This window comes from Variovorax sp. J2P1-31 (genome assembly GCF_030317215.1).
Taxonomy (GTDB): domain Bacteria; phylum Pseudomonadota; class Gammaproteobacteria; order Burkholderiales; family Burkholderiaceae_C; genus Variovorax.
This window is the reverse complement of record NZ_JASZYA010000005.1, coordinates 69,507-88,625: the sequence shown is the minus strand read 5'-3', so window position 1 is coordinate 88,625 and position 19,119 is coordinate 69,507. Positions and strand designations below refer to the sequence as shown.

16 protein-coding genes are annotated in these 19,119 nt (G+C 70.6%); 11 read left to right on the top strand and 5 right to left on the bottom strand.

The window, feature by feature from the left end:
• Nucleotides 1–25: 25 nt before the first annotated feature.
• From QTI20_RS28990 to QTI20_RS28945, 10 genes are all read left to right on the top strand, one after another.
• Nucleotides 26–1,075 carry a substrate-binding domain-containing protein gene (locus QTI20_RS28990; protein WP_183024227.1) on the top strand — a complete coding sequence of 350 codons (1,050 nt, stop codon included), beginning with the start codon at nucleotides 26–28 and terminating at the stop codon, nucleotides 1,073–1,075.
• Complete coding sequence (locus QTI20_RS28985; protein WP_286555812.1) at nucleotides 1,072–2,592, top strand: sugar ABC transporter ATP-binding protein; 1,521 nt, start codon at nucleotides 1,072–1,074, stop codon at nucleotides 2,590–2,592. The genes QTI20_RS28990 and QTI20_RS28985 overlap by 4 nt, the downstream gene beginning before the upstream one ends.
• The gene (locus tag QTI20_RS28980) at nucleotides 2,589–3,590 is read left to right on the top strand and encodes an ABC transporter permease (protein ID WP_286555813.1); all 1,002 of its coding nucleotides are present in this window, start codon (nucleotides 2,589–2,591) and stop codon (nucleotides 3,588–3,590) included. Before QTI20_RS28985 ends, QTI20_RS28980 begins: the two co-directional genes overlap by 4 nt.
• Nucleotides 3,591–3,607: 17 nt before the next feature.
• Nucleotides 3,608–4,588 (top strand): aldo/keto reductase, encoded by a 981-nt coding sequence (locus QTI20_RS28975; RefSeq protein ID WP_286555916.1) that lies wholly within the window; start codon nucleotides 3,608–3,610, stop codon nucleotides 4,586–4,588.
• Nucleotides 4,589–4,628: 40 nt separating this feature from the next.
• Entirely contained in the window at nucleotides 4,629–5,483 is an 855-nt protein-coding gene (locus QTI20_RS28970) for a class I fructose-bisphosphate aldolase (RefSeq protein ID WP_286555814.1), read from the top strand.
• 185 nt (nucleotides 5,484–5,668) lie between these two features.
• On the top strand, nucleotides 5,669–6,880 hold the full coding sequence (locus tag QTI20_RS28965) for an ABC transporter substrate-binding protein (protein WP_286555816.1): 1,212 nt from the start codon (nucleotides 5,669–5,671) through the stop codon (nucleotides 6,878–6,880).
• Between the two features lie 177 nt (nucleotides 6,881–7,057).
• Entirely contained in the window at nucleotides 7,058–7,978 is a 921-nt protein-coding gene (locus tag QTI20_RS28960) for a branched-chain amino acid ABC transporter permease (RefSeq protein ID WP_286555818.1), read from the top strand.
• Nucleotides 7,975–8,916 (top strand): branched-chain amino acid ABC transporter permease, encoded by a 942-nt coding sequence (locus QTI20_RS28955; protein WP_286555820.1) that lies wholly within the window; start codon nucleotides 7,975–7,977, stop codon nucleotides 8,914–8,916. Before QTI20_RS28960 ends, QTI20_RS28955 begins: the two co-directional genes overlap by 4 nt.
• Nucleotides 8,913–9,668 carry an ABC transporter ATP-binding protein gene (locus QTI20_RS28950; RefSeq protein WP_286555821.1) on the top strand — a complete coding sequence of 252 codons (756 nt, stop codon included), beginning with the start codon at nucleotides 8,913–8,915 and terminating at the stop codon, nucleotides 9,666–9,668. Before QTI20_RS28955 ends, QTI20_RS28950 begins: the two co-directional genes overlap by 4 nt.
• 154 nt (nucleotides 9,669–9,822) lie before the next feature.
• Entirely contained in the window at nucleotides 9,823–10,536 is a 714-nt protein-coding gene (locus QTI20_RS28945) for an ABC transporter ATP-binding protein (RefSeq protein ID WP_286555823.1), read from the top strand.
• Here QTI20_RS28945 and QTI20_RS28940 read toward each other — a convergent pair.
• Genes QTI20_RS28940 through QTI20_RS28925 form a run of 4 tightly spaced genes read right to left on the bottom strand, consistent with a single transcriptional unit; the run spans nucleotide 10,533 to nucleotide 16,741 of the window.
• The gene (locus QTI20_RS28940; protein WP_286555824.1) at nucleotides 10,533–12,140 is read right to left on the bottom strand and encodes a hypothetical protein; all 1,608 of its coding nucleotides are present in this window, start codon (nucleotides 12,138–12,140) and stop codon (nucleotides 10,533–10,535) included. The two genes, QTI20_RS28945 and QTI20_RS28940, sit on opposite strands and share 4 nt — an antisense overlap.
• 4 nt (nucleotides 12,141–12,144) lie before the next feature.
• Entirely contained in the window at nucleotides 12,145–14,649 is a 2,505-nt protein-coding gene (locus tag QTI20_RS28935; protein WP_286555825.1) for a glycosyltransferase, read from the bottom strand.
• An 11-nt stretch (nucleotides 14,650–14,660) separates the two neighbouring features.
• Nucleotides 14,661–15,815: a glycosyltransferase family 4 protein gene (locus tag QTI20_RS28930; RefSeq protein ID WP_286555827.1), complete on the bottom strand. Its 1,155-nt coding sequence runs from the start codon at nucleotides 15,813–15,815 to the stop codon at nucleotides 14,661–14,663.
• Nucleotides 15,812–16,741 carry a glycosyltransferase gene (locus QTI20_RS28925; RefSeq protein ID WP_286555828.1) on the bottom strand — a complete coding sequence of 310 codons (930 nt, stop codon included), beginning with the start codon at nucleotides 16,739–16,741 and terminating at the stop codon, nucleotides 15,812–15,814. Before QTI20_RS28925 ends, QTI20_RS28930 begins: the two co-directional genes overlap by 4 nt.
• Nucleotides 16,742–16,939: 198 nt before the next feature.
• Here QTI20_RS28925 and QTI20_RS28920 point away from each other — a divergent pair, with 198 nt between their 5' ends.
• Complete coding sequence (locus QTI20_RS28920; protein ID WP_286574312.1) at nucleotides 16,940–18,274, top strand: glycosyltransferase family protein; 1,335 nt, start codon at nucleotides 16,940–16,942, stop codon at nucleotides 18,272–18,274.
• 12 nt (nucleotides 18,275–18,286) lie between these two features.
• On the opposite strand, the gene QTI20_RS28915 is transcribed toward QTI20_RS28920, so the two are convergent.
• Nucleotides 18,287–19,093 (bottom strand): PPK2 family polyphosphate kinase, encoded by an 807-nt coding sequence (locus QTI20_RS28915; protein ID WP_286555832.1) that lies wholly within the window; start codon nucleotides 19,091–19,093, stop codon nucleotides 18,287–18,289.
• Nucleotides 19,094–19,119 lie beyond the last annotated feature (26 nt).

Sequence of the window (19,119 nt, the reverse complement as noted above, 5' to 3'; positions counted from 1 at the left end):
GCCAGTCCACGTGAGGAGACAAAGAATGAGGCGTAATTTCCTGAAGTCCGCGGCCGCCGCCGGTATCGGCCTGGCCGGCGCCAGCGCACTCGCGCAACAGCAAGCCGCCGCCCCTGCCGCGGCGGGCACCGGCCTGCGCGGCAATGCCGGCGACGTCTACGTGATGAACGTGATGGTGTCGGGCGTCGAGTACTGGTTTCCGGTCTACGAGATGATGAAGCAGCTCGGCCGCACGCTGGGCGTGAAGACGCGCTACACCGGCACGCCGGAGTACGACGTCAACAAGCAGCTGGCCTCCTTCGAGCAGGAGCTGGCGCGCAAGCCCGCGGGCATCCTGCTGCACCCGATGAACCCCGACCCCTTCATCGAGCCGATCAACCGCGCCGCGGCGATGGGCATCCCGGTCGTCACCTTCGCGGCCGATTCGCCCAACTCCAAGCGCACGTCCTTCATCACCTCGGACAACGACCGCGAAGGCACGCAGGCGGCCGACGCGATCGCGGCCTCGATGGGCGGCAAGGGCGAGTACGCGGTGCTGGAGAACCCGGGCCAGGACAACCACGACCGCCGCATCGCGGCCTTCATCAACCGCATGAAGGCCAAGCACCCCGGCATGAAGCTGGTCGGCCGCGCCGCCAGCAACCAGGACCCGAACAAGGCCTACCAGGCGGTGCTGAGCCTGGCGCAGGCCAACCCGAACCTGGGCGCGCTGTTCATGCCCGAGGCCAACTCGGCGCTGGGCGCGGCGCAGGCCAAGGTGGAAAGCAAGAAGAACATCAAGGTGATGTGCTGCGACGTCAACGCCAAGATCCTCGACATGATCAAGTCGGGCGACGTGTTCGGCTCCATCAACCCCAACCAGGGCATGCAGGGCTACATGGGGATGATGATGCTGTTCCTGGCCAAGAACCCGGGCCTGATCGACCCGATGAACGACGCCAAGCGCAACGGCACCAACCCGATGGCCGTGCCCTTCCTCGACAACGGCCTGGCCGTGGTCAGCAAGGCCAACGCCGACGACTTCTACTGGGACAAGTACCTCGCGCGCCGCGGCACCAAGGGCATCGGCGAATGAAGGCTGTGAGCGATCTGCTCGCACTGCGCGGCATCGGCAAGCGCTTCGGCGCTTCGCGCGCGCTCACGGGCGTGGACTTCTCGCTCGCACGCGGCGAGATCCACGCGCTGTGCGGCGAGAACGGCGCGGGCAAGTCCACGCTGATGAACATCATCGATGGCATCCACCAGCCGGACGAGGGCGAGATCACGCTCGACGGCCGCCAGGTGGTCATCGACGGCCCGGCGCATGCGATGCGCCTGGGCATCGGCCTGGTGCACCAGGAGATCGCGTTGTGCGCGGACGCCACCGTGGCCGAGAACATCTTCATGCCCGAGATCAACGCCGGCCGGCAGGCGTGGATGGACTACGCCAGCCTCAACGCGCGCGCCGCGAAGGTGCTGCAGCGGCTGGGGCAGGCCATCGACCCCAGCGCGCTGGTGGGCGAGCTCAGCATCTCGAGCCAGCAGCTGGTCGAGATCGCCAAGGCGCTCACGCTCGACTGCAAGGTGCTGATCCTCGACGAGCCCACCGCCGCGTTGACCGACAACGAGTCGGCCGCGCTGTTCAAGGTGCTGCACGACCTGAAGGCGCAGGGCATCGGCATCGTCTACATCAGCCACCGCATGGCCGAGATCTTCGCGCACTGCGACCGCGTGACCGTGCTGCGCGACGGCCGCAACGTGCACAGCGGCCCGCTGGCCGAGCTCGACGCCGACGCGCTGGTGCGCCGCATGTTCGGGCGCGACCTGGGCAACTACTACCCGCCCAAGCAAGAGGCCTCGGCCGCGGGTGATGCCGTGCTGGAGGTGATCGACCTCGCCGACGGCGCGCGCGTGCACGGCGTGTCCTTCACGCTGCGGCGAGGCGAGATCCTCGGCATCGCGGGCCTGATGGGCGCGGGCCGCAGCGAGCTGGCCGAGACCGTGTGCGGCCTGCGTCCCGCGACGCGCGGCACGGTGCGGCTGCGCGGCAAGGCCCTGTCGATCCGCAAATACAGCGACGCGCTGCGCGCCGGCATCGCCTACCTCAGCGAGGACCGCAAGGCGGCCGGGGTCTACCTCGACCTGCCGATCGCGCAGAACATCGCCTCGATGGCACTGCAGCGCGTGAGCTCGCGCTTCGGGCTGCTGCAGCGCGCGGCCGAACACCGGCTGGCGGTGACGCTGGGCGCTAAGCTCAAGCTGAAATCGGACGGCGTGGCCATCGCCGTGGCCAGCCTGTCGGGCGGCAACCAGCAGAAGGTGGCGATCGCCAAGCTGCTGGCCACCGAGCCCTCGGTGCTGCTGATGGACGAGCCCACGCGCGGCGTCGACGTGGGCGCCAAGTCGGAGATCCACCACATCCTGCGCGAGCTCGCGAACCAGGGCACGGGCGTGGTCGTGATCTCCTCGGAACTGCCCGAGATCATCGGCCTGTGCGACCGCGCGCTGGTGATCCGCGACGGCCGGCTGGCCGGCGAGCTGCAGGGCCACGACATGACGGAAGAGGCGCTGCTGCGGCTGGCCTCCGGACTATGCGAACAGGAAACAGCATGAACCCTCCAGCACAACTCGACGCGGGCCTGGCGCCGCGACCGACGAAGCCCGCCCTCCAGCTCATCCGCATGCGCGAGATGGGCCTGCTGCTGATCATCGCGGCGCTGTGCGTGGCGATGAGCTTCGCCTCGCCCTACTTCCTCACCTGGGACAACGTGCGCGCGATGCTGCTGTCCTTTTCCATCGAAGGCATCGTGGTGGTGGGCATGACCATCCTGCTGATCGTCGGCGGCATCGACCTGTCGGTGGGCTCGGTGGTGTGCTTCGCGATGGTGGTCACGGGCAAGCTGTTCCTCATGGGCCTCGATCCGTGGACGGCCGGGCTCATCGCCATCGCCGCGAGCGCGGGCATCGGCGCGCTGATCGGCGGCTGCGTCACGCGCATCGGGCTCAACCACTTCATCGCCTCGCTGGCCTTCATGGTGATCGTGCGCGGCCTGTGCCTGGCGCTCACGCAGGGCACGCCGCAGTCGCTGTTCTCGCTGCCGGCCGAATTCAAGTTCATCGGCCAGGGCACGCTGTTCGGCGTGCCGGCCGTGATCCTGATCTTCCTGGCGATCGTGGTGGTGAGCGACTTCGTGCTGCGCCGCTCGACCCTGCTGCGGCGCGTGTTCTACACCGGCAGCAACGAGAAGGCCGCGCTGTACTCGGGCATCCGCGTGGGCCATGTGAAGTTCTGGGTCACGGTGCTGTGCTCGGCCTCGGCCGGCCTGGCGGGCGTGATCTACACCGCGCGCTTCGGCGCCGCCACGCCCACCTTCGGCATGGGCATGGAGCTCAACGTAATCGCCGCGGCCGTGATCGGCGGCGCCAGCCTCAAGGGCGGCGCGGGCACGGTGCTGGGCGCGGTGCTGGGCCTGGCGCTGCTGTCGGTGGTGACCAGTTCGCTGATCCTGCTCGACGTGTCGCCCTACTGGCAGGACGTGATCAAGGGATTGATCCTGCTCGCGGCCGTGACCATCGACCACCTCCTGAACACACGAAAGACCCCGCGATGAGCGACAACGCATCGACGATGAAGAAGACCACGCTCGGCCCCTCGGGCATCGCATGCTCGGCCATCGGCCTGGGCACCTGGGCCATGGGCGGATGGATGTGGGGCGGTGCCGACGAGGCAGCGGCCGTGCGCGCGATCCAGGCCTCGCTGGACGCCGGCGTGACGCTGATCGACACCGCGCCGGCCTATGGGCTCGGGCGCTCGGAAAGCATCGTCGGCGCCGCGCTCAAGGGCCGCCGCCACGAAGCCGTGATCGCGACCAAGTGCGGGCTGGTGTGGCACACGCGGGAAGGCACGCACTTCTTCGAGGAAGACGGGCATCCGGTGTACCGCTACCTCGGGCGCGAGTCGATCTTCCATGAATGCGAAGAGAGCCTCAAGCGCCTGCAGACCGACCACATCGATCTCTACATCACGCACTGGCAGGACAGCACCACGCCCGTGGCCGAGACCATGGACGCGCTGCTCTCGCTCAAGCAGCAGGGAAAGATCCGCGCCATCGGCGTGAGCAACGTGAGCCCCGAGACGCTGGCCGAGTACCTGCGGCACGGCCCGGTCGATGCGGCGCAGGAGCGCTACAGCCTGATCGACCGCGAGATCGAGCAGACGCTGCTGCCGCTGTGCGCCGAGCACGATGTCGCGGTGCTGGGCTACTCGTCGCTGGCGCTGGGCCTGCTCGCGGGCCCCATCGACCCCGCGCGCCAGTTCACCGGCGACGACCAGCGCGCGAGCAACCCGCGCTTCAGCGCCGGCAACCGCGCCAGGCTCGCGGCCTTCTTCGAGACGCTCGAGCCGCTGCGCCGGCAGCTCGGCTGCTCCTTCGGCCAACTGATGATCGCCTGGACGCTGGCGCGCGGCAGCGTGTCGGTGGCGCTGTGCGGCGCGCGCGTGCCGCAGCAGGCCACCGAGAACGCAGCCGCCGGTGCGATCGCCCTGCAGGACGAGACGCTGCAACGCATCGACGCGGCCGCGGCCGCGCACCTGCGCGCGCTGGCCTGACGTCCCTTCCCCCCTCCTCTCCACTCAAGGACCTCTCCCCATGTCGAAGGACAAGACCGCACGCCTGAACCGCCTGCTGCACAACGGGCGCTGCCTGGACATCGCGCTCGACCACGGCGTGTGCAACGAACCCACCTTCCTCGACGGGCTCGAGGACATGCCCGCGGTGATGGACAGGCTGGTGGCCGCCGCGCCCGACGCCATCCAGCTCAACCTCGGCCAGGCCGACCTGCTGCAGCACCGCCCCGGCCGCGGCCGCCCCGCGCTGGTGATGCGCCTGGACATGGGCAACCCCTACAACGCGACCCGGCACCGCGCGATGTGGGCCGTGCTGCAGAACCACGACGACCCGGTGCTGCCCGCGGTGCAGATGGACGCCGCCTGCGTGGTGGTCAACCTGTTCATGCTGCCCGACGAGCCCGACCTGTTCCGCCAGTGCGTGCAGAACATCGCGCGCGTGCGCGCCGACTGCGACCGCTACGGCATGCCGCTGATGATCGAGCCGCTGGTGATGCAGGCCCCGACCGCCGGCAGCCGCTACAGCGTCGACGGCGATGCCGAGAAGATCGTCACGCTGACGCGTCTGGCACGCGAGATGGGGGCCGACATCGTCAAGGCCGACCCGACCAGCGACCCGGCCGACTTCCACCGCGTGGTGCAGGCCGCGCGCTGCCCCGTGCTCGTGCGCGGCGGCGGCCGCGAGGACCTGCAGCAGGTGTTCGCGCGCTCGCGCGTGCTGCTGGACCAGGGCGCCGTCGGCATGGTCTACGGACGCAACGTTTACCAGCACGCCAACCCCTCGGGCGTGGTGGCCGCGCTGATGGCCATGATCCACCGCGGCCTCGGCGCCGAGGCGGCCTGGCGGCTCTACGAAACGGGCGGCACGGCGGACTGAGGCGGGCGCAAGGGACGCGGACGCGGCGGCGCGTTCGCGCGACCAAGGGTTGGCACCATTCGTGCAAGCCCCGTTGACACCAGATGCTTCATGCATAAAGTATTGACTTGTGAATGAAGTGGCTCCGCACAATGCCGGGGCCGCACGCATCGATGTGGTGCCAACCCTTACTTACCGGAGTCTCCATGCGCACGAAGATCACCCCGCCGCCCGCCGCGACCCGCCTGACCCGTTCCCTGTGCGCCCTGGCGCTGGCCTCCGCCTTCGGCTTCGCCGGTGCCGCGATGGCCGCGCCGGTGAAGGTGGGGCTGGCCCTGGACATCTCCGGTCCCTTCGCCGCGCTGGGTGCCGAGGCACGCGACGGTTTCGCGCTGGGCATCAAGCAGCTGGGCGGCAAGCTGGGCGGCCAGCCGGTCGAGTTCATCCAGGCCGACATGGCGGGCAGCCCCGACCAGGCCAAGCAGCTGGTCGACCGCATGATCCAGCGCGACAAGATCGACCTGTTCAGCGGCCCGATCGGCTCGAACATCGCGATCGCCGTCGGCCCCACGCTGTTCGCGGCCAAGGTGCCCTACCTCTCGTCGAACGCCGGCCCCAGCCAGTTCGCGGGTGCGCAGTGCAATGCCTATTTCTTCGGCACCGCCTACCAGAACGACCAGTTCCATGAAGCGGCCGGCAAGTTCGCGCAGGACCGCGGCTTCAAGAAGATGGTGCTGATCGCCCCCAACTACCCCGCGGGCAAGGACGCGCTGGGCGGCGTCAAGCGCCAGTTCAAGGGCCAGGTCGCCGACGAGCTCTACACCAAGCTGGGCCAGATCGACTATGCGGCCGAGCTGGCGCAGATCCGCGCGGCCAAGCCCGACTCGATCTACTTCTTCCTGCCCGGCGCGATGGGCATCAACTTCATCAAGCAGTTCGTGGGCGCGGGCCTGTCGAAGGACATCACGCTGGTCACCAGCGGCTTCTCGGCCGACGAGGACGTGATCGGCGCGGTGGGCGAACCCATGCTGGGGCTGTTCAACACCTCGCATTGGGCGCACGACCTCGACAACGCGCCGAACAAGGCCTTCGTCGAAGCTTTCCGCAAGGAATACAACGGCCGCTACCCCTCGCTGTACGCCGCCCAGGCCTACGACGTGATCCTGGCCATGGACGCCGCCGTGAAGCAGGCCGGCGGCAACGCGCAGAACCGCGAAGCCGTGATCGCCGCCCTGAAGAAGGCCAACTACGCGTCGACGCGCGGCAGCTTCAAGTACGCGAACAACCACTATCCGATCGAGAACTTCTACCTGCGCGTGATCGGCAAGGACGCCCAGGGCAAGGTCACGAACAAGACGGTGAGCACGTTGCTCACGAACTACGGCGACACCTACGCCGACAAGTGCCCGCTGAAGTAAGCGTCTCGCAGCAGCCCATCCGACAGACGGACTTCAGGACGCAGAAGGCGCAGAGCTTTCGCAGAAGACGCGAAAGGACAGCCAGGGAGTTCCTGGACCTGTCCCGATGAATCTTCTGCGTCCTCTGCGAAACCTTCGCGTCCCCTGCGTCCGGCTGCCCGCATCCTTCTTCTCCCAATGACCGGCATTCTCTTTCTCGAGCAATTGCTCAACGGACTCGGCTTCGGCCTGATGCTGTTCCTGCTGGCCGCGGGGCTCACGCTGGTGTTCGGCATCATGGACGTGCTGAACCTCGCGCACGGCTCGCTGTTCATGTCGGGCGCCTATGTCGCGGCGCAGGCCCACCAGCAGAGCGGCTCCTTCGTGGCGGCCATCGTGCTGGCCGTGGCGGTCACCGTCGTGGTCGCCGCGCTGCTCGAGGTGCTGCTGATGCGCCGGCTCTACAAGCGCGACCACCTCGCGCAGGTGCTCGCGACCTTCGGCGTGATCCTGGTGGCCGACGACATCGTCAAGATGATCTGGGGCCCCTCGCCGGTGATGGCGCCCACGCCCGCGGCCCTGAGCGGCCCGGTGCAGCTGATGGAGGGCCTGCCCTACCCGGCCTACCGGCTGGTGATCCTCGGCGCCGGCGTGGCCGTGGCGCTGGCGCTCTATGTGCTCGTGAACCACACGCGCGTCGGCATGCGGGTGCGCGCCGGCGCCTCCGACCGGCCGATGGCCGAGCTCATGGGCGTGCGCGTGGGCCGCATCTTCAACGGCGTGTTCCTGCTGGGCGCGGCACTGGCCGCGCTGGCCGGCGCGCTGATGGGGCCCATCGTCGCGGTGCAGGTCGGCATGGGCGAGCAGATCCTGATCCCCGCGCTGGTGGTGCTGGTGATCGGCGGCATCGGTTCGGTGCGTGGCGCCTTCGTCGCCGCACTGCTGGTGGGCCTGGTCGACACCATCGGCCGCGCCTTTTTGCCGATGCTGCTGCGCGCCACGCTGCCCCCGGCCACCGCCGCCGACCTCGGCCCGCTGTTCGCCGAAGTGGCGATGTACGCGCTGATGGTCGTCGTCCTGATCTTCCGGCCTTCCGGCCTCTTCTCGGCACGCGCATGAAGCCCCGTACCCTTCTTCTCGTCGCGCTGCTGCTCGCGTTGGCGGCCTTCCCGCTCGTGGCGCCGCTGTTCGGCATGGAGTTCTACGTCGGCTTCATGCGGCGCGTGCTCATCATCGCGCTGGCCGCGGCCAGCCTCAACTTCATCCTGGGCTTCGGCGGCATGGTGGCGCTGGGCCATGCGGGCTTCATCGGCGTCGGCGCGTACACGGTGGTGGCCCTGTCCGATGCGGGCGTGGTCTCGGCCTGGGTGCTCTGGCCCGCCGCGATGCTCTTCGCGGGCCTGGTCGCCGCGCTGATCGGCACGGTGGCGCTGCGCACGCGCGGCGTCTACTTCATCATGACCACGCTGGCCTTCGCGCAGATGCTGTACTTCATCGCGGTGTCGCTGCGGGCCTACGGCGGCGACGACGGCTACACGCTGCCCGCGCGCCCGGTGCTGGGCCTGGGGGTCGACCTGGGCAACGAATCGAACTTCTATTGGGTGGTGCTGGCGCTGGTCACGCTGCTGCTGGCCTGGATGCACCGCGCCACTGGCGCGCGCTTCGGCCATGCGCTGCGCGGCATCCGCGACAACGAGACGCGCATGCGCGCGCTGGGCTACCCGGTGTTCCGCATCCAGTTGGCGGCCTTCGCCATCGCGGGCGCGATCGCCGGCCTCGCGGGCGCGCTGCTGGCGGGCGGCAACGGCTTCATCAGCCCGAGCGCGATGCACTGGACGCAGTCGGCCACGCTGCTGGTGATGGTGGTGATCGGCGGCCTGGGCCGCAGCTGGGGCGGCCCGGTCGGCGCGGCCGTGTGGCTGCTGCTGGAGGAGGTGCTCAAGCAGCACACCGAGCACTGGCACATGCCGCTGGGCCTGCTGCTGATCGCGGTGGCGCTGTGGGCGCCCAAGGGGCTGGCGGCGCTGTCGCGCAGGAAGAAGGCGGTGGCCGCATGAGCCTGTTCAGAATCGAAGGCCTGGTCAAGCGCTTCGGCGGCCTGCTCGCGACCGACCATGTGAACCTCACGGTGGATGCCGGCGAGGTGCATGCGCTGATCGGCCCCAACGGCGCCGGCAAGACCACGCTGATCAACCTGATCTCGGGCCTGCTCAAGGCCGACGCCGGCCGCATCTGGCTGGGCGAGCGCGACATCACCGGCCTGAAGGACCACCAGCGCGTGGGCGCGGGCCTGTCGCGCTGCTTCCAGGTCACGCGCGTGTTCGCCAACGAGACGGTGCACGACAACCTGATGCTCGCGGTGCAGGCGCACGCGGGCAGCAGCATGCGCTTCATGGCGCCGCGCGCCGATGAGGCCGACCTGGTCGCGCAGGCCGAGGCGCTGGCCGAGCGCGTGGGCCTGGCCAGCGAACGCCAGCGCATCGCCGGCACCCTGCCGCACGGCGCGCAGCGCGCGCTCGACGTGGCGCTCGCCCTCGCCGCCCGGCCCAAGCTGCTGCTGCTCGACGAGCCGATGGCCGGCATGGGCCCCGACGAATCGGCGCGCATGGTGACGCTGATCGAATCGCTGCGCAGCGAGATGGCCATTCTTCTGATCGAGCACGACATGGATGCGGTGTTCAAGCTCGCCCACCGGCTCACGGTGCTGGTGCAGGGCAAGGTGCTGATGACCGGCACCGCCGACGAAGTGCGCGGCCATCCCGACGTGCAGGCCGTCTACCTGGGCACCGAAGCGGAAGGGCACACATGACTCTCCCCCAAGCTTGCCCACTTCGTGTGGCAGCGCCAACCCCCTTCCGGGGGCAACACCCGTGGCCCGGCAAAGCCGGCTCCGCGGTGTTCCTGGGCTGGCGCTGCGCCGGTTTCTGCCGACGTGACCCTCTGTGCAGTGGGAGGAAAACCTGATGCTTATCGAAGGCAAGGCCATCGAAGCCGGCTACGGTGCAAGCCAGGTGCTGTTCGGCATCGACATCGACGTGCGCCCCGGCGAGGTGCTGGCGCTGCTGGGCCGCAACGGCATGGGCAAGAGCACGCTGCTCAAGGTGCTGACCGGCACGCTCAAGCCGCTGCGCGGCAGCGTGCGCTTCGACGGTACCGACATCGGCGGTGCCAAGCCCGACGTGATCGCGCGCCGCGGCGTGGCGATCGTGCCCGAGGGCCGGCATGTGTTCCCGAACCTGAGCGTCGACGAGCACCTGCGCGCCTTCGCGCGGCCGCGCGCCGATGCGAAGCACAGCGCACCGCGCTGGACCGTCGAGGCGCTCTACGGCCTGTTCCCGCGGCTGGGCGAGCGCAAGGCCAACGCCGGCAACCAGCTCTCGGGCGGCGAGCAGCAGATGCTGGCCATCGCGCGCGCGCTGTCGACGCACCCGCGCCTGCTGATCCTCGACGAGGCCACCGAAGGCCTGGCCCCGGTGATCCGCGAGGAGATCTGGCGCTGCCTGGCCACGCTCAAGGCCGAGGGCGAAGCGATCCTGGTGGTCGACAAGTACGTGCAGCGCCTGCTGCCGCTCGCCGACCGCCACCTGATCCTCGAGCGCGGCCGCGTGGTGTGGCGAGGGGACTCGGCCGCGCTGGATGCGGACCGGGGGCTGTGGGCGCGCTACCTGGGGGTCTAGGCCCGCTCGAGGCAGTCGCCGATCTTCGCGACCAGTCGCAGCTGGCTGCGATGGATCATGGGGTTGATCGATTCGTTGCTCAGGAAGCCGCGCCCCTCGGGCATCCACAGCGTGGAAGTGAAGCCCTCGCCATGCCGCACCAGCGGCGGAAAGATCGTCACGCAGCGCGGCCGCAGCGCTTCGAGATAGCGGTCGATGGTGTCCTTCATGGGATCGTTGCCCGCCACCCGGTAGGTCGCCAGCGCCGCCAGCGCGGGCGGTCCGTAGATGCCGAAGAGCATGCCGATGACCGAGTCCAGCCGCAGGAACAGGTCGCTCCCGCTGGCCTCGACCGCCTTGACCTCGGCGTGCTCCGACAGGTCGGTCAGCAGGCCCGAGAACAGGTCCCAGCGGCCGGCATGCACGTCGAGGTGCTGAAGCGTCTTCGCCAGCCTGGCCTCGAAGTCCTCGTCGAACTCGACGTCGTCCTCCGACACGATCAGCCGCGTGCGTCCCGCGGCCAGCGCGCTGCGTGCGATGAAGCGATAGCCCAGCGCCGTGCCCTTCCATCCGTCGAGGTGGCGCAGGCCGGGGAAAAGCAGGGCGCCGGGTCGCAGGTGGGCCCGTGCGCTTTCGAAGCGGGCCAGCGACTCCGGCAGGCAGAGCACGAGATGGTCCGCGTCCAGGCGCGTGCCGCGCGTGGCGCGCTCGAAGGCCTCGTCGTCGATCGCGCCGCAGCCATGCAGTGCGCGCGGCAGCAGATGGGCCAGGCCCAGCGCGGAGTCATCGACGGCGCCCGCCGGATCGATCGGCACATAGAAGGTCTGGTGCAGCGCGATGCCGCGCGCCTGCAGGGCCGCGATGTGCGCGAGCGATGCATCGAAGATGGCCAGCGACTCGGCCAGCGGCGCGAGCACGGCCTCCGCCAGGACCGTCGCCTGCTCGGCCGGCTCGACCAGCCACACGATGCGCCGGTCGGCCGGCGGCAGCCGGGTGAAGGCGCAGGGACTCACGACGAGGTAGAGCGCATCGGTGAACTGCGCGGGCATCGCGGACACGAGGCTGCATCTCAGGCCGGTCTGGGCCAGGCTGCGTTCGATCGAGGCACCGGCCCCGCGCAGCGCGGGCGGCACGACGAGGGTGAGCGTGCGCAGCCCCTGGAACAGGCCTGTGTCCAGCAAGGCCCGCATGCGCTCGCGGTAGTCGGAGGGCTGGACGCGCGCGGCCACGGGCGTGCTCATCCAGTCGACCACGGGCGCCGGCAATGCCACGGCCGCGGGCGCCGGCGCCGGGCGCAGCCGCTGGACGATGCGGCGCAGCACATAGCGCACGGCGCGCACCGGATGCCGCAACGCCAGCCGAAGCCGCGAAGGCCGAGCCAGCGCCTGCGCGAGCCGGTCGATCTCCGCCTCGCGCTGCACCAGCGTCTGCCGCAGGCCATCGATCTCGGCCTGCTGGCGCGCCAGTTCGCCGCCGAGTTCACCCAGCGTGCGCCGTCGCGCGTCGATCAGGGCATGCTGGGACTGCAGCGTGCCGGAGAAGTAATGCAGGGCCGCGCGCAGCGAGCGTGCGGCGGTCGGGCGCTCGTCGCGCACCGAGCCCGGTTCGAGGGTGGGGTGTTCCATGGTCTCAGGCCGAAAGTCCCGCGGCATCGGCCAGCGCGCGGGGCAGTCCGTCGGAAGGGGCGACCCGGCAGTGGCGGGCCTTCGCGCGCAATTGCGCCAGGCGCGCGTCGTCCAGGCACAGCGCGGCGATCTCTTGCTGCCAGGCCGGCAGGTCGCCCGGGTCGATCGCGGGCATCAGCCCCATCGAGGCCTCGACCAGCGCCGGATGGTCCGACACCACCACCGGCGTGCCCACCGCCAGCGCTTCCGCCACCGGCAGGCCGAAGCCTTCGTTGAAGGAAGGGAAGACGGCGAAGCGCGCATGGCGGTAGAGCCACAGCAGCTGCTCGTCGCGCAACGCCTGCGCCACGTGCACATGCGGCGCGAGGCGCCAGTTGCGCTCGACCGCCAGCCGCACCGGCTCCACGCCCCAGCCCCATCGACCCGCGATGACCAGCGTCGGCAGCCGCTCGGGCGGCAGGCTCTGGCGCAGGCGCTCCCACAGGTGCAGCAGCAGCAGGTGGTTCTTGCGCACCTCGATGGTCGAGCAGTAGACGACGAAGGGACGCGTGGCATCGAGGCCCGGGGGCGGCCCGCCGAAGGGAAACAGCGTGCCGGGCAGGCCGGCGGGGTGTGCGACGCGCATCGGCGGCAACGGCCGGTCGATCGCGGTGAAAGCCTGCGCGACCACCTCTGCGGTGTGCTGCGAAACGGCCACCAGCCGGTCCGCTTCGGCCAGCACCGGCAGCATGTTGGCCGCGTGCTCGCGCGGATCGCGCCCGGCCGTCCACTGCGGCGTCTCCCAGACCATGAGGTCGTGCACGGCCAGCACGGTGCGCACGCCGCGGGCCCGCAGCGCCTGGAACACCGGCAGGCCGACGTAGTCCCAGGGATTGGAGACGCTGAGGAAGGCATCGCCCGCCTCCGGCGCGTAGCGCGCCGCGTCGACGGGGGCGGCCCGCACGGCCGATTCGGCACGCGCATGCAGCCAACGCCGCAGGCGCCGGCCTGCGGCGTTGCGGTTCACCTGCCCGCCGCCTGCTCCGTGCAGGCGGCCCAGCAGGCGCATCGAGCGGCCGATCGACAGCGGCAGCCGCGGCGGCGGCAGCGGGGTGGTCGCGAGTTCGCGCAAGGCCAGCCTGCCGATGCCGTCGTGGCCGTCGAGCCGGTTGGCGAGGAACTCCAGCTCGCGTGCGCTCAGGCGCCGGTAGCCGCCGTCCTCGGCACCGTGCCGCACGAGTTGGACGGGCCCGCGCTGCCGGGCCAGCAGGTCGCCCATGTCCTTCTCCACGCGCAGCATGCCCACAGGCGAATGCCAGCCCAGCATCAGCGAGAGCGAGACGTCGAACAGCGTGGTCGGCCCCTCTTCGGCGGGCGCTGTCATGGGTGCCGCCGACCCCAGGTGCCATTGCCCCTCGAGCACCGGCAGCAGTTGCCGCAGCACCGCCTCGGTGGCGAATTCGCGCTCGGCCCGTGCGCGGCCGTTGCGGCCCAGCCGATCGGCCAGCGCCGGGTCCTGGTGCAGCCGGGCGATGGCGGCGGCGAGCCCTTCGACGTCCCCCTCGTCCACCAGCAGGCCGTCGACCTCGTGGCGCACCAGCCGGGCCGGCGTGCCGCAGGCGAAGGCGATCACCGGACGGCCATGGGCCCAGGCCTCGATCAGCGTGCGGCCGAAGGTCTCGGGTCCGCCGTGCGCCGAGACCGAGGTCACGAGCACGGCACGCGCCCGGCCGATCAGGGCGGACGGGTCGGCCACGTGTTCGTGCAGCGCCAGCGTCGGCGTGGCACCGGCCGCCTCGATGTGCGCGCGCAGCTGCTCATACAACGCAGGGAGCGGCCGGTGGCCGTACGAGTCGATGCGCAGGCCGGGACAGCGGCGACGCAGCAGCGCGGCCGCGTCGGCCAGCGGTCGATGGCCCTTGAAGCCGTTCACCGTGGCCAGGTGAAGGAAGGAGGCGTCGGGGGGCTGCTCGGTCGCCGCAGCCGGCGGGATGTCCACCGGCGTGGGCATCGCCAGCGCGCGCAGCGGGCCGTGCGGCCAGACATGGGGATTCAGGTAGCCGGGCTTCTCGAGCACCGAGCGGTCGGGCACGAGCAGCGTGGCGCGGGCCATGGCCTGCAGCAGCGGTGCATGGTCGAACCACTGGAAATCGCGCACGTAGAAGCAGGACTGCACATCGATCCCGGGCAGCCAGTCGGCGGCCTGCGCGAGGATGCGCAGCGAGTCGAGCGTGTTGGCCAGGATGGCCGAGGGCCGCAGTGCGAAGTAGCGCTGCACGAACAGGCGCGCGCCGGCCTCGACGAAGCCCTCGCGCGAGGCATCGATGCGATGCACCTCCAGGCCCGGCCGTTCGATGCGTCGCAGCCGCTCGAGGTGGTAGGGACTGCAGGCGAAGACCACGACCTGGCGCTGCGCGGCCAGGTGCGGCAGCAGGATCTCGATGTCGCGCTCGGCACCGCCGTAGCCGGTGGCGACCGAGAGGATGAACAGCGGCGACGACGGCGCCGTGGCGTGCGGTGACAGGTGCATGTCCCCTCCCCTCAGCGCGTCGGCGCGTCGAGGCAGTAACGCGCCTTCAGCAGCACCGCGGCGTCGCGCACCAGCGCAGCCGCCAGCACCGGGTCGGCGAGCAGGGCCGCACAATGGCGCGCGAACTCCAGCGGCCGGTCGGCCACCAGCAGATGCCGCCCCGATTCGACCGCGAGCCCGCGCGCGGCATGCGAGGTCGCGACCAGCGGCCGCTCGTGCTGCCAGGCCTCGAGCACCTTGAGCTTGGTGCCGCCGCCGCCACGCACCGGCGCGATCACGGCCGTGGCCTCGGCATAGAGCGGGCGCAGGTCCGCGGGCGAATGGACGTAGACGATGCCGTGCCGCGCGAGCTGCTGCACCAGCGCCTCTTCGGCGCGGCCCGCGGCCACGATGCGCACATCCGGCACCCGCCGCCGCAGCGCGGGCAGCACGGCCCGGGCGAACCACAGCAGCGCATCCTCGTTGGGCGGGTAGAACAAAGCGCCGACGAACAGCAGCGTGCGGCCGCCGACGGGCATCGGTGCGGGCACGAGATCGGGTTCGGGCACGAGCTTGTTGGGACTCGCGTGCACCGCCTTCATCCCTGGCAGCCGGCGCAGCCGTGCCGCATCCTCGAAGGCCGAGACATGGACCGTGGCATAGGCGGGCAACAGGCTGCGTTCGAGCTTCGCATAGCCCCTCGCCTGCGCCATGCAGGCGCGCGCCGCGGACCAGCGGCCGCGGCGCAAGGCCAGCGCGGCCAGGCTCCAGCGCGTGGCGGATTCGAGGTCGTCGCAGTCCATCTCGGCGATCGCGCGCCAGTCGGGGGGCAGTTGCGCCGCCATGTCGTGCAGGTAGAAGCGAAACACCACGATGCGCGCGGGGCGCGGCCCCTCGAGCGCGGCGAGCGCCCGGGCCGCGCCAGCGTCGGGATCGAACCAGTCCGCCAGCCCCCGCGAGGCGATGGGCGCGCCCGTGCAGTGCACGACGCGCAGCCTGCCGGGCAGGGGCGACGGCGGCACGGGCTGGCCTTCGTTGCGCGTGATGAGGACGATCTCCAGGTCGTGCTGGGCCGCGAGTTCGCAGGCCCAGCGCCAGCCGCGCCGCGCCAGGCCCACGCCCTGCGGATCAGGAAAGACGTGGGTCAGCAGCAGCGCCCGGCTGCGCGGAGGGGCCGGCTCGCTCATGACGCCGCACGCCCGCCACGCAGACGCCCGAGCCAGCCCTCGGGCGCGACCTGCTGTCGCAGCCAGTGGCCCAACGCCGACGGCGCCATGCCCGGTGGCAGGAAGGGCCGCGCGATCCGGGCATAGGTGCTGCGTGCATGCGCGACGTAGGCCGGGGTCAGCAGCGTGTGGTTGAAGTCGGACATGTCGCGCCGCTCCACGTCCCACCACAGGTGGGCCCACAGGTGCAGGCTGGTCGCATCGGGCGGCAGCTGGCGGTCCTGCTCGAACAGCGCGGCGATGCCGTCGCGCGACCAGTCCAGCGAGAAGAAGCGGCTCTCGGGCTCGACGCGGATCTGCTGCGGGAATTCGCGGCTCAGGCGGTAGGGCAGGAAGGTCGAGTGGTTGCTCCAGCTGCCGTCGAAGGCGCCGGGCATGCGCTCGATCCAGGTGGCGATGAAGGGCGAACCGGGCTCGGCCATGATGAGCGCATTGCACAGCGAGCCTTCGGGCGAGGACGGCGCGCCCGCATCCACGCGCTCGTGGCCCATCACACAGGAGGCTTCGAACAGGTGCGCGGGCGGTGGCGCGACGAACAGCGAGTCCATGTCGGCATAGATGCCGCCCTGCTCGTGCAGGATGCGCAGCCGGATGAAGTCCGCCACATGCGCATAGGCGAAACGGCGGATGTAGTCGTCGTCGTAGGAAAGGTCGATGCGAAGCTCGCGCTCGGGGATCGGCACCACCTCGATCCGGGGGCGGATCAGGTCCCACAGTTCGCCGAAGGGTTCGTTGTGCAGGTGCACGACCACGCGGTCGGGCCGGTTCACCCCCAGGCACGAGGCCAGGCACAGGTAGTGCATCAGGTGAAAGGGCTCGGTCTGCGGACGCAGCCCGAAGACGAAGTGGTACGTGTTCGGGATGCGGGAAGCGGAGGGTGCTGTCACGGAAATACGGCCAAGGATCAGAAGCGCTGTCCGACAGCAGGCACCGCGAAGGGAGGCTTCGAAGCGGCCGCGCGGCGCCTCTCGCCCCTGGGGCAGGGCTGGATCCGGCCCTCTTCCTGCCCCTCGACGGGGCACTGTCGATCAAATGTACACTATTTGTTACTAATGTCTCTCAATCATTTCCTGGACGGTCTGAGCTTGCGTTACGTGGGCCTGGGCGACACCAGCGGCTATGCGGTGGCGGCCACCGCGCTGGTGCGCGCGCTGCGCGATGCGGGCACCGAGATCGCCTGGGAGCCGATGCTGCCCGGCGGCGCGCTGGGCCTGGGCTACGCGCCGGCGCCTTCGCCCGAGGCGGGCCCCGAGGACCTGTGGCCGCTGCGGGACGATGCGCGCGCCTGCGAGAACGTCATCGTCCATTTCGTGCCCGAGTACTACCCGCACTTCATCGCACGCGAACGTGCGCGGGGCGCGCGCCGCATCGTGGGCCACACCGTGTGGGAGACCGACCGCCTGCCCGCCCACTGGCCGGCGCTGATCAACGGCCTCGACGCGGTGATCGTGCCGACCGAATGGAACCGCGAGGTCTTCCGCGCCAGCGGCGTGCACATCCCGATCTGGGTGGTGCCCCACCTGCCGCGGCCGCAGCGGCCGGTGAGCGACGCCGACCGTGCCGGCCTGCGGCCGCTGCTGGCGGGCCTGGAAGGCCGGCAGCTCTTCTACACGGTCTCGACCTGGCTGGAGCGCAAGTCCATCGACCCGCTGGTCGCGGCCTTTGCCGAAGCCTTCGGCCCGGACGACCCGGTGGCGCTGGTCATCAAGACCACGGCGCACGACCTGGAGCGTGTGCGCCGCGACCCCGGCCACGAAGGCCAGAGCGTGCCGGTGCAGCCCCAGTTCGAGGCCATGATCGGCCGCGCGGTGCTGCGCCACGGCCGGGTGCCGCCGCCGATCCGGCTCGTGACCGACGAGCTCTCCGACGGCGCGCTGCAGGCGCTGCACGAGGCCGGCGACTGCTTCGTCTCGCTGTGCCGGGCCGAAGGCTGGGGACTGGGCGCCTTCGAGGCCGCGCTCGCGGCCAAGCCGGTGGTGATCACGGGCTGGGGCGGCCCGACGGCCTTCCTCGATCCGGAAGCCGCCTGCTTCGTCGACTGGACGCTCGCGCCGGTGCGCCCCGGCGAGGCCAACGGCAGCTACACGCCCGACCAGCACTGGGCCGAACCCGATCTCGCGTCGGCCGTGGCCGCCTTGCGCTTCATCGCGGCCGACCGGACCGAGGCGGCAAGGCGCGGTGCGCAACTGGCGGCCCACATCCAGGGCCGCATCGTGCCGGCGGAAGTGGCTGCGACGCTGCGCGGCACCCTGGCCGCCTTGCCACCGCACGTGCCCGCGCCCACGCCCGCAGCAGAAGCCGCGGTGCCGCCCGCGACCGAAGCGATCGCCGCCGTGGTGGCGTCGCCTGCGCGCCTCGGCCTGCCGCGCCGCGTGCTGCGGCGCGCCCGCGCGGACCTGCGCCGGCTGCTGGCGCGCTGAGGGGCGCGCCCTTCAGCGCACCACCAGCCCCTTGAGCGCCGGGTCCGGCGGCGGCACGCTGAGCTTCATGTCCTTGAGCGTCTTGACCAGCAGCTGCGCGATCATCAGATTGCGGTGCGTCTTGCTGTTGGCCGGCACCACGTACCAAGGCGCCACGTCGGTCGAGGTGGCGTCCAGCGCCTTCGCATACGCGCGCTGGTAGTCGCTCCACTTCTTGCGCGCCTCGAGGTCGCCCAGGCTGAACTTCCAGTTCTTGGCCGGGTCGTCGATGCGGGCCTGCAGGCGCTGGCGCTGCTCATCCTTGTCGATGTGCAGCATGCACTTGAGCACCACCGTGCCGGTTTCTGTCAGCAGCCGCTCGAAGTCGTTGATCTGCGCATAGCGGCGCTGCGTCGCGGCCTTGTCGATCCAGCCTTCGACCACAGGCACCAGCACGTCTTCGTAGTGGCTGCGGTTCCACACCGCGAGCTCGCCGGTGCGCGGCACCACCGCATGGCAGCGCCAGAGGAAGTCGTGCGCCTGTTCTTCCAGGCTGGGCGCCTTGAAGGCCGCCACCCGTACGCCCAGCGGCGAGGTGCGCGAGAAGACCCAGCGCACCGTGCCGTCCTTGCCGCTGGTGTCGGTGCCCTGCAGCACCAGCAGCAGCTTGCGCCGGCCCTCGGCATGCATGAGGTTCTGCAATTCGTCGAGCGCGATCGCCAGCGCATCGAGCTGCGCGCCATGCGCGGCCTCGTCGCCCTTGAGGAAGCCCTTGTTCCCGGGATCGATGTCGGCCAGGCGGACCTTGGAACCGATGCGGTACTTGTCGAAACGGGACATGGGCAAAACCTCCGGACGAAAGAAAA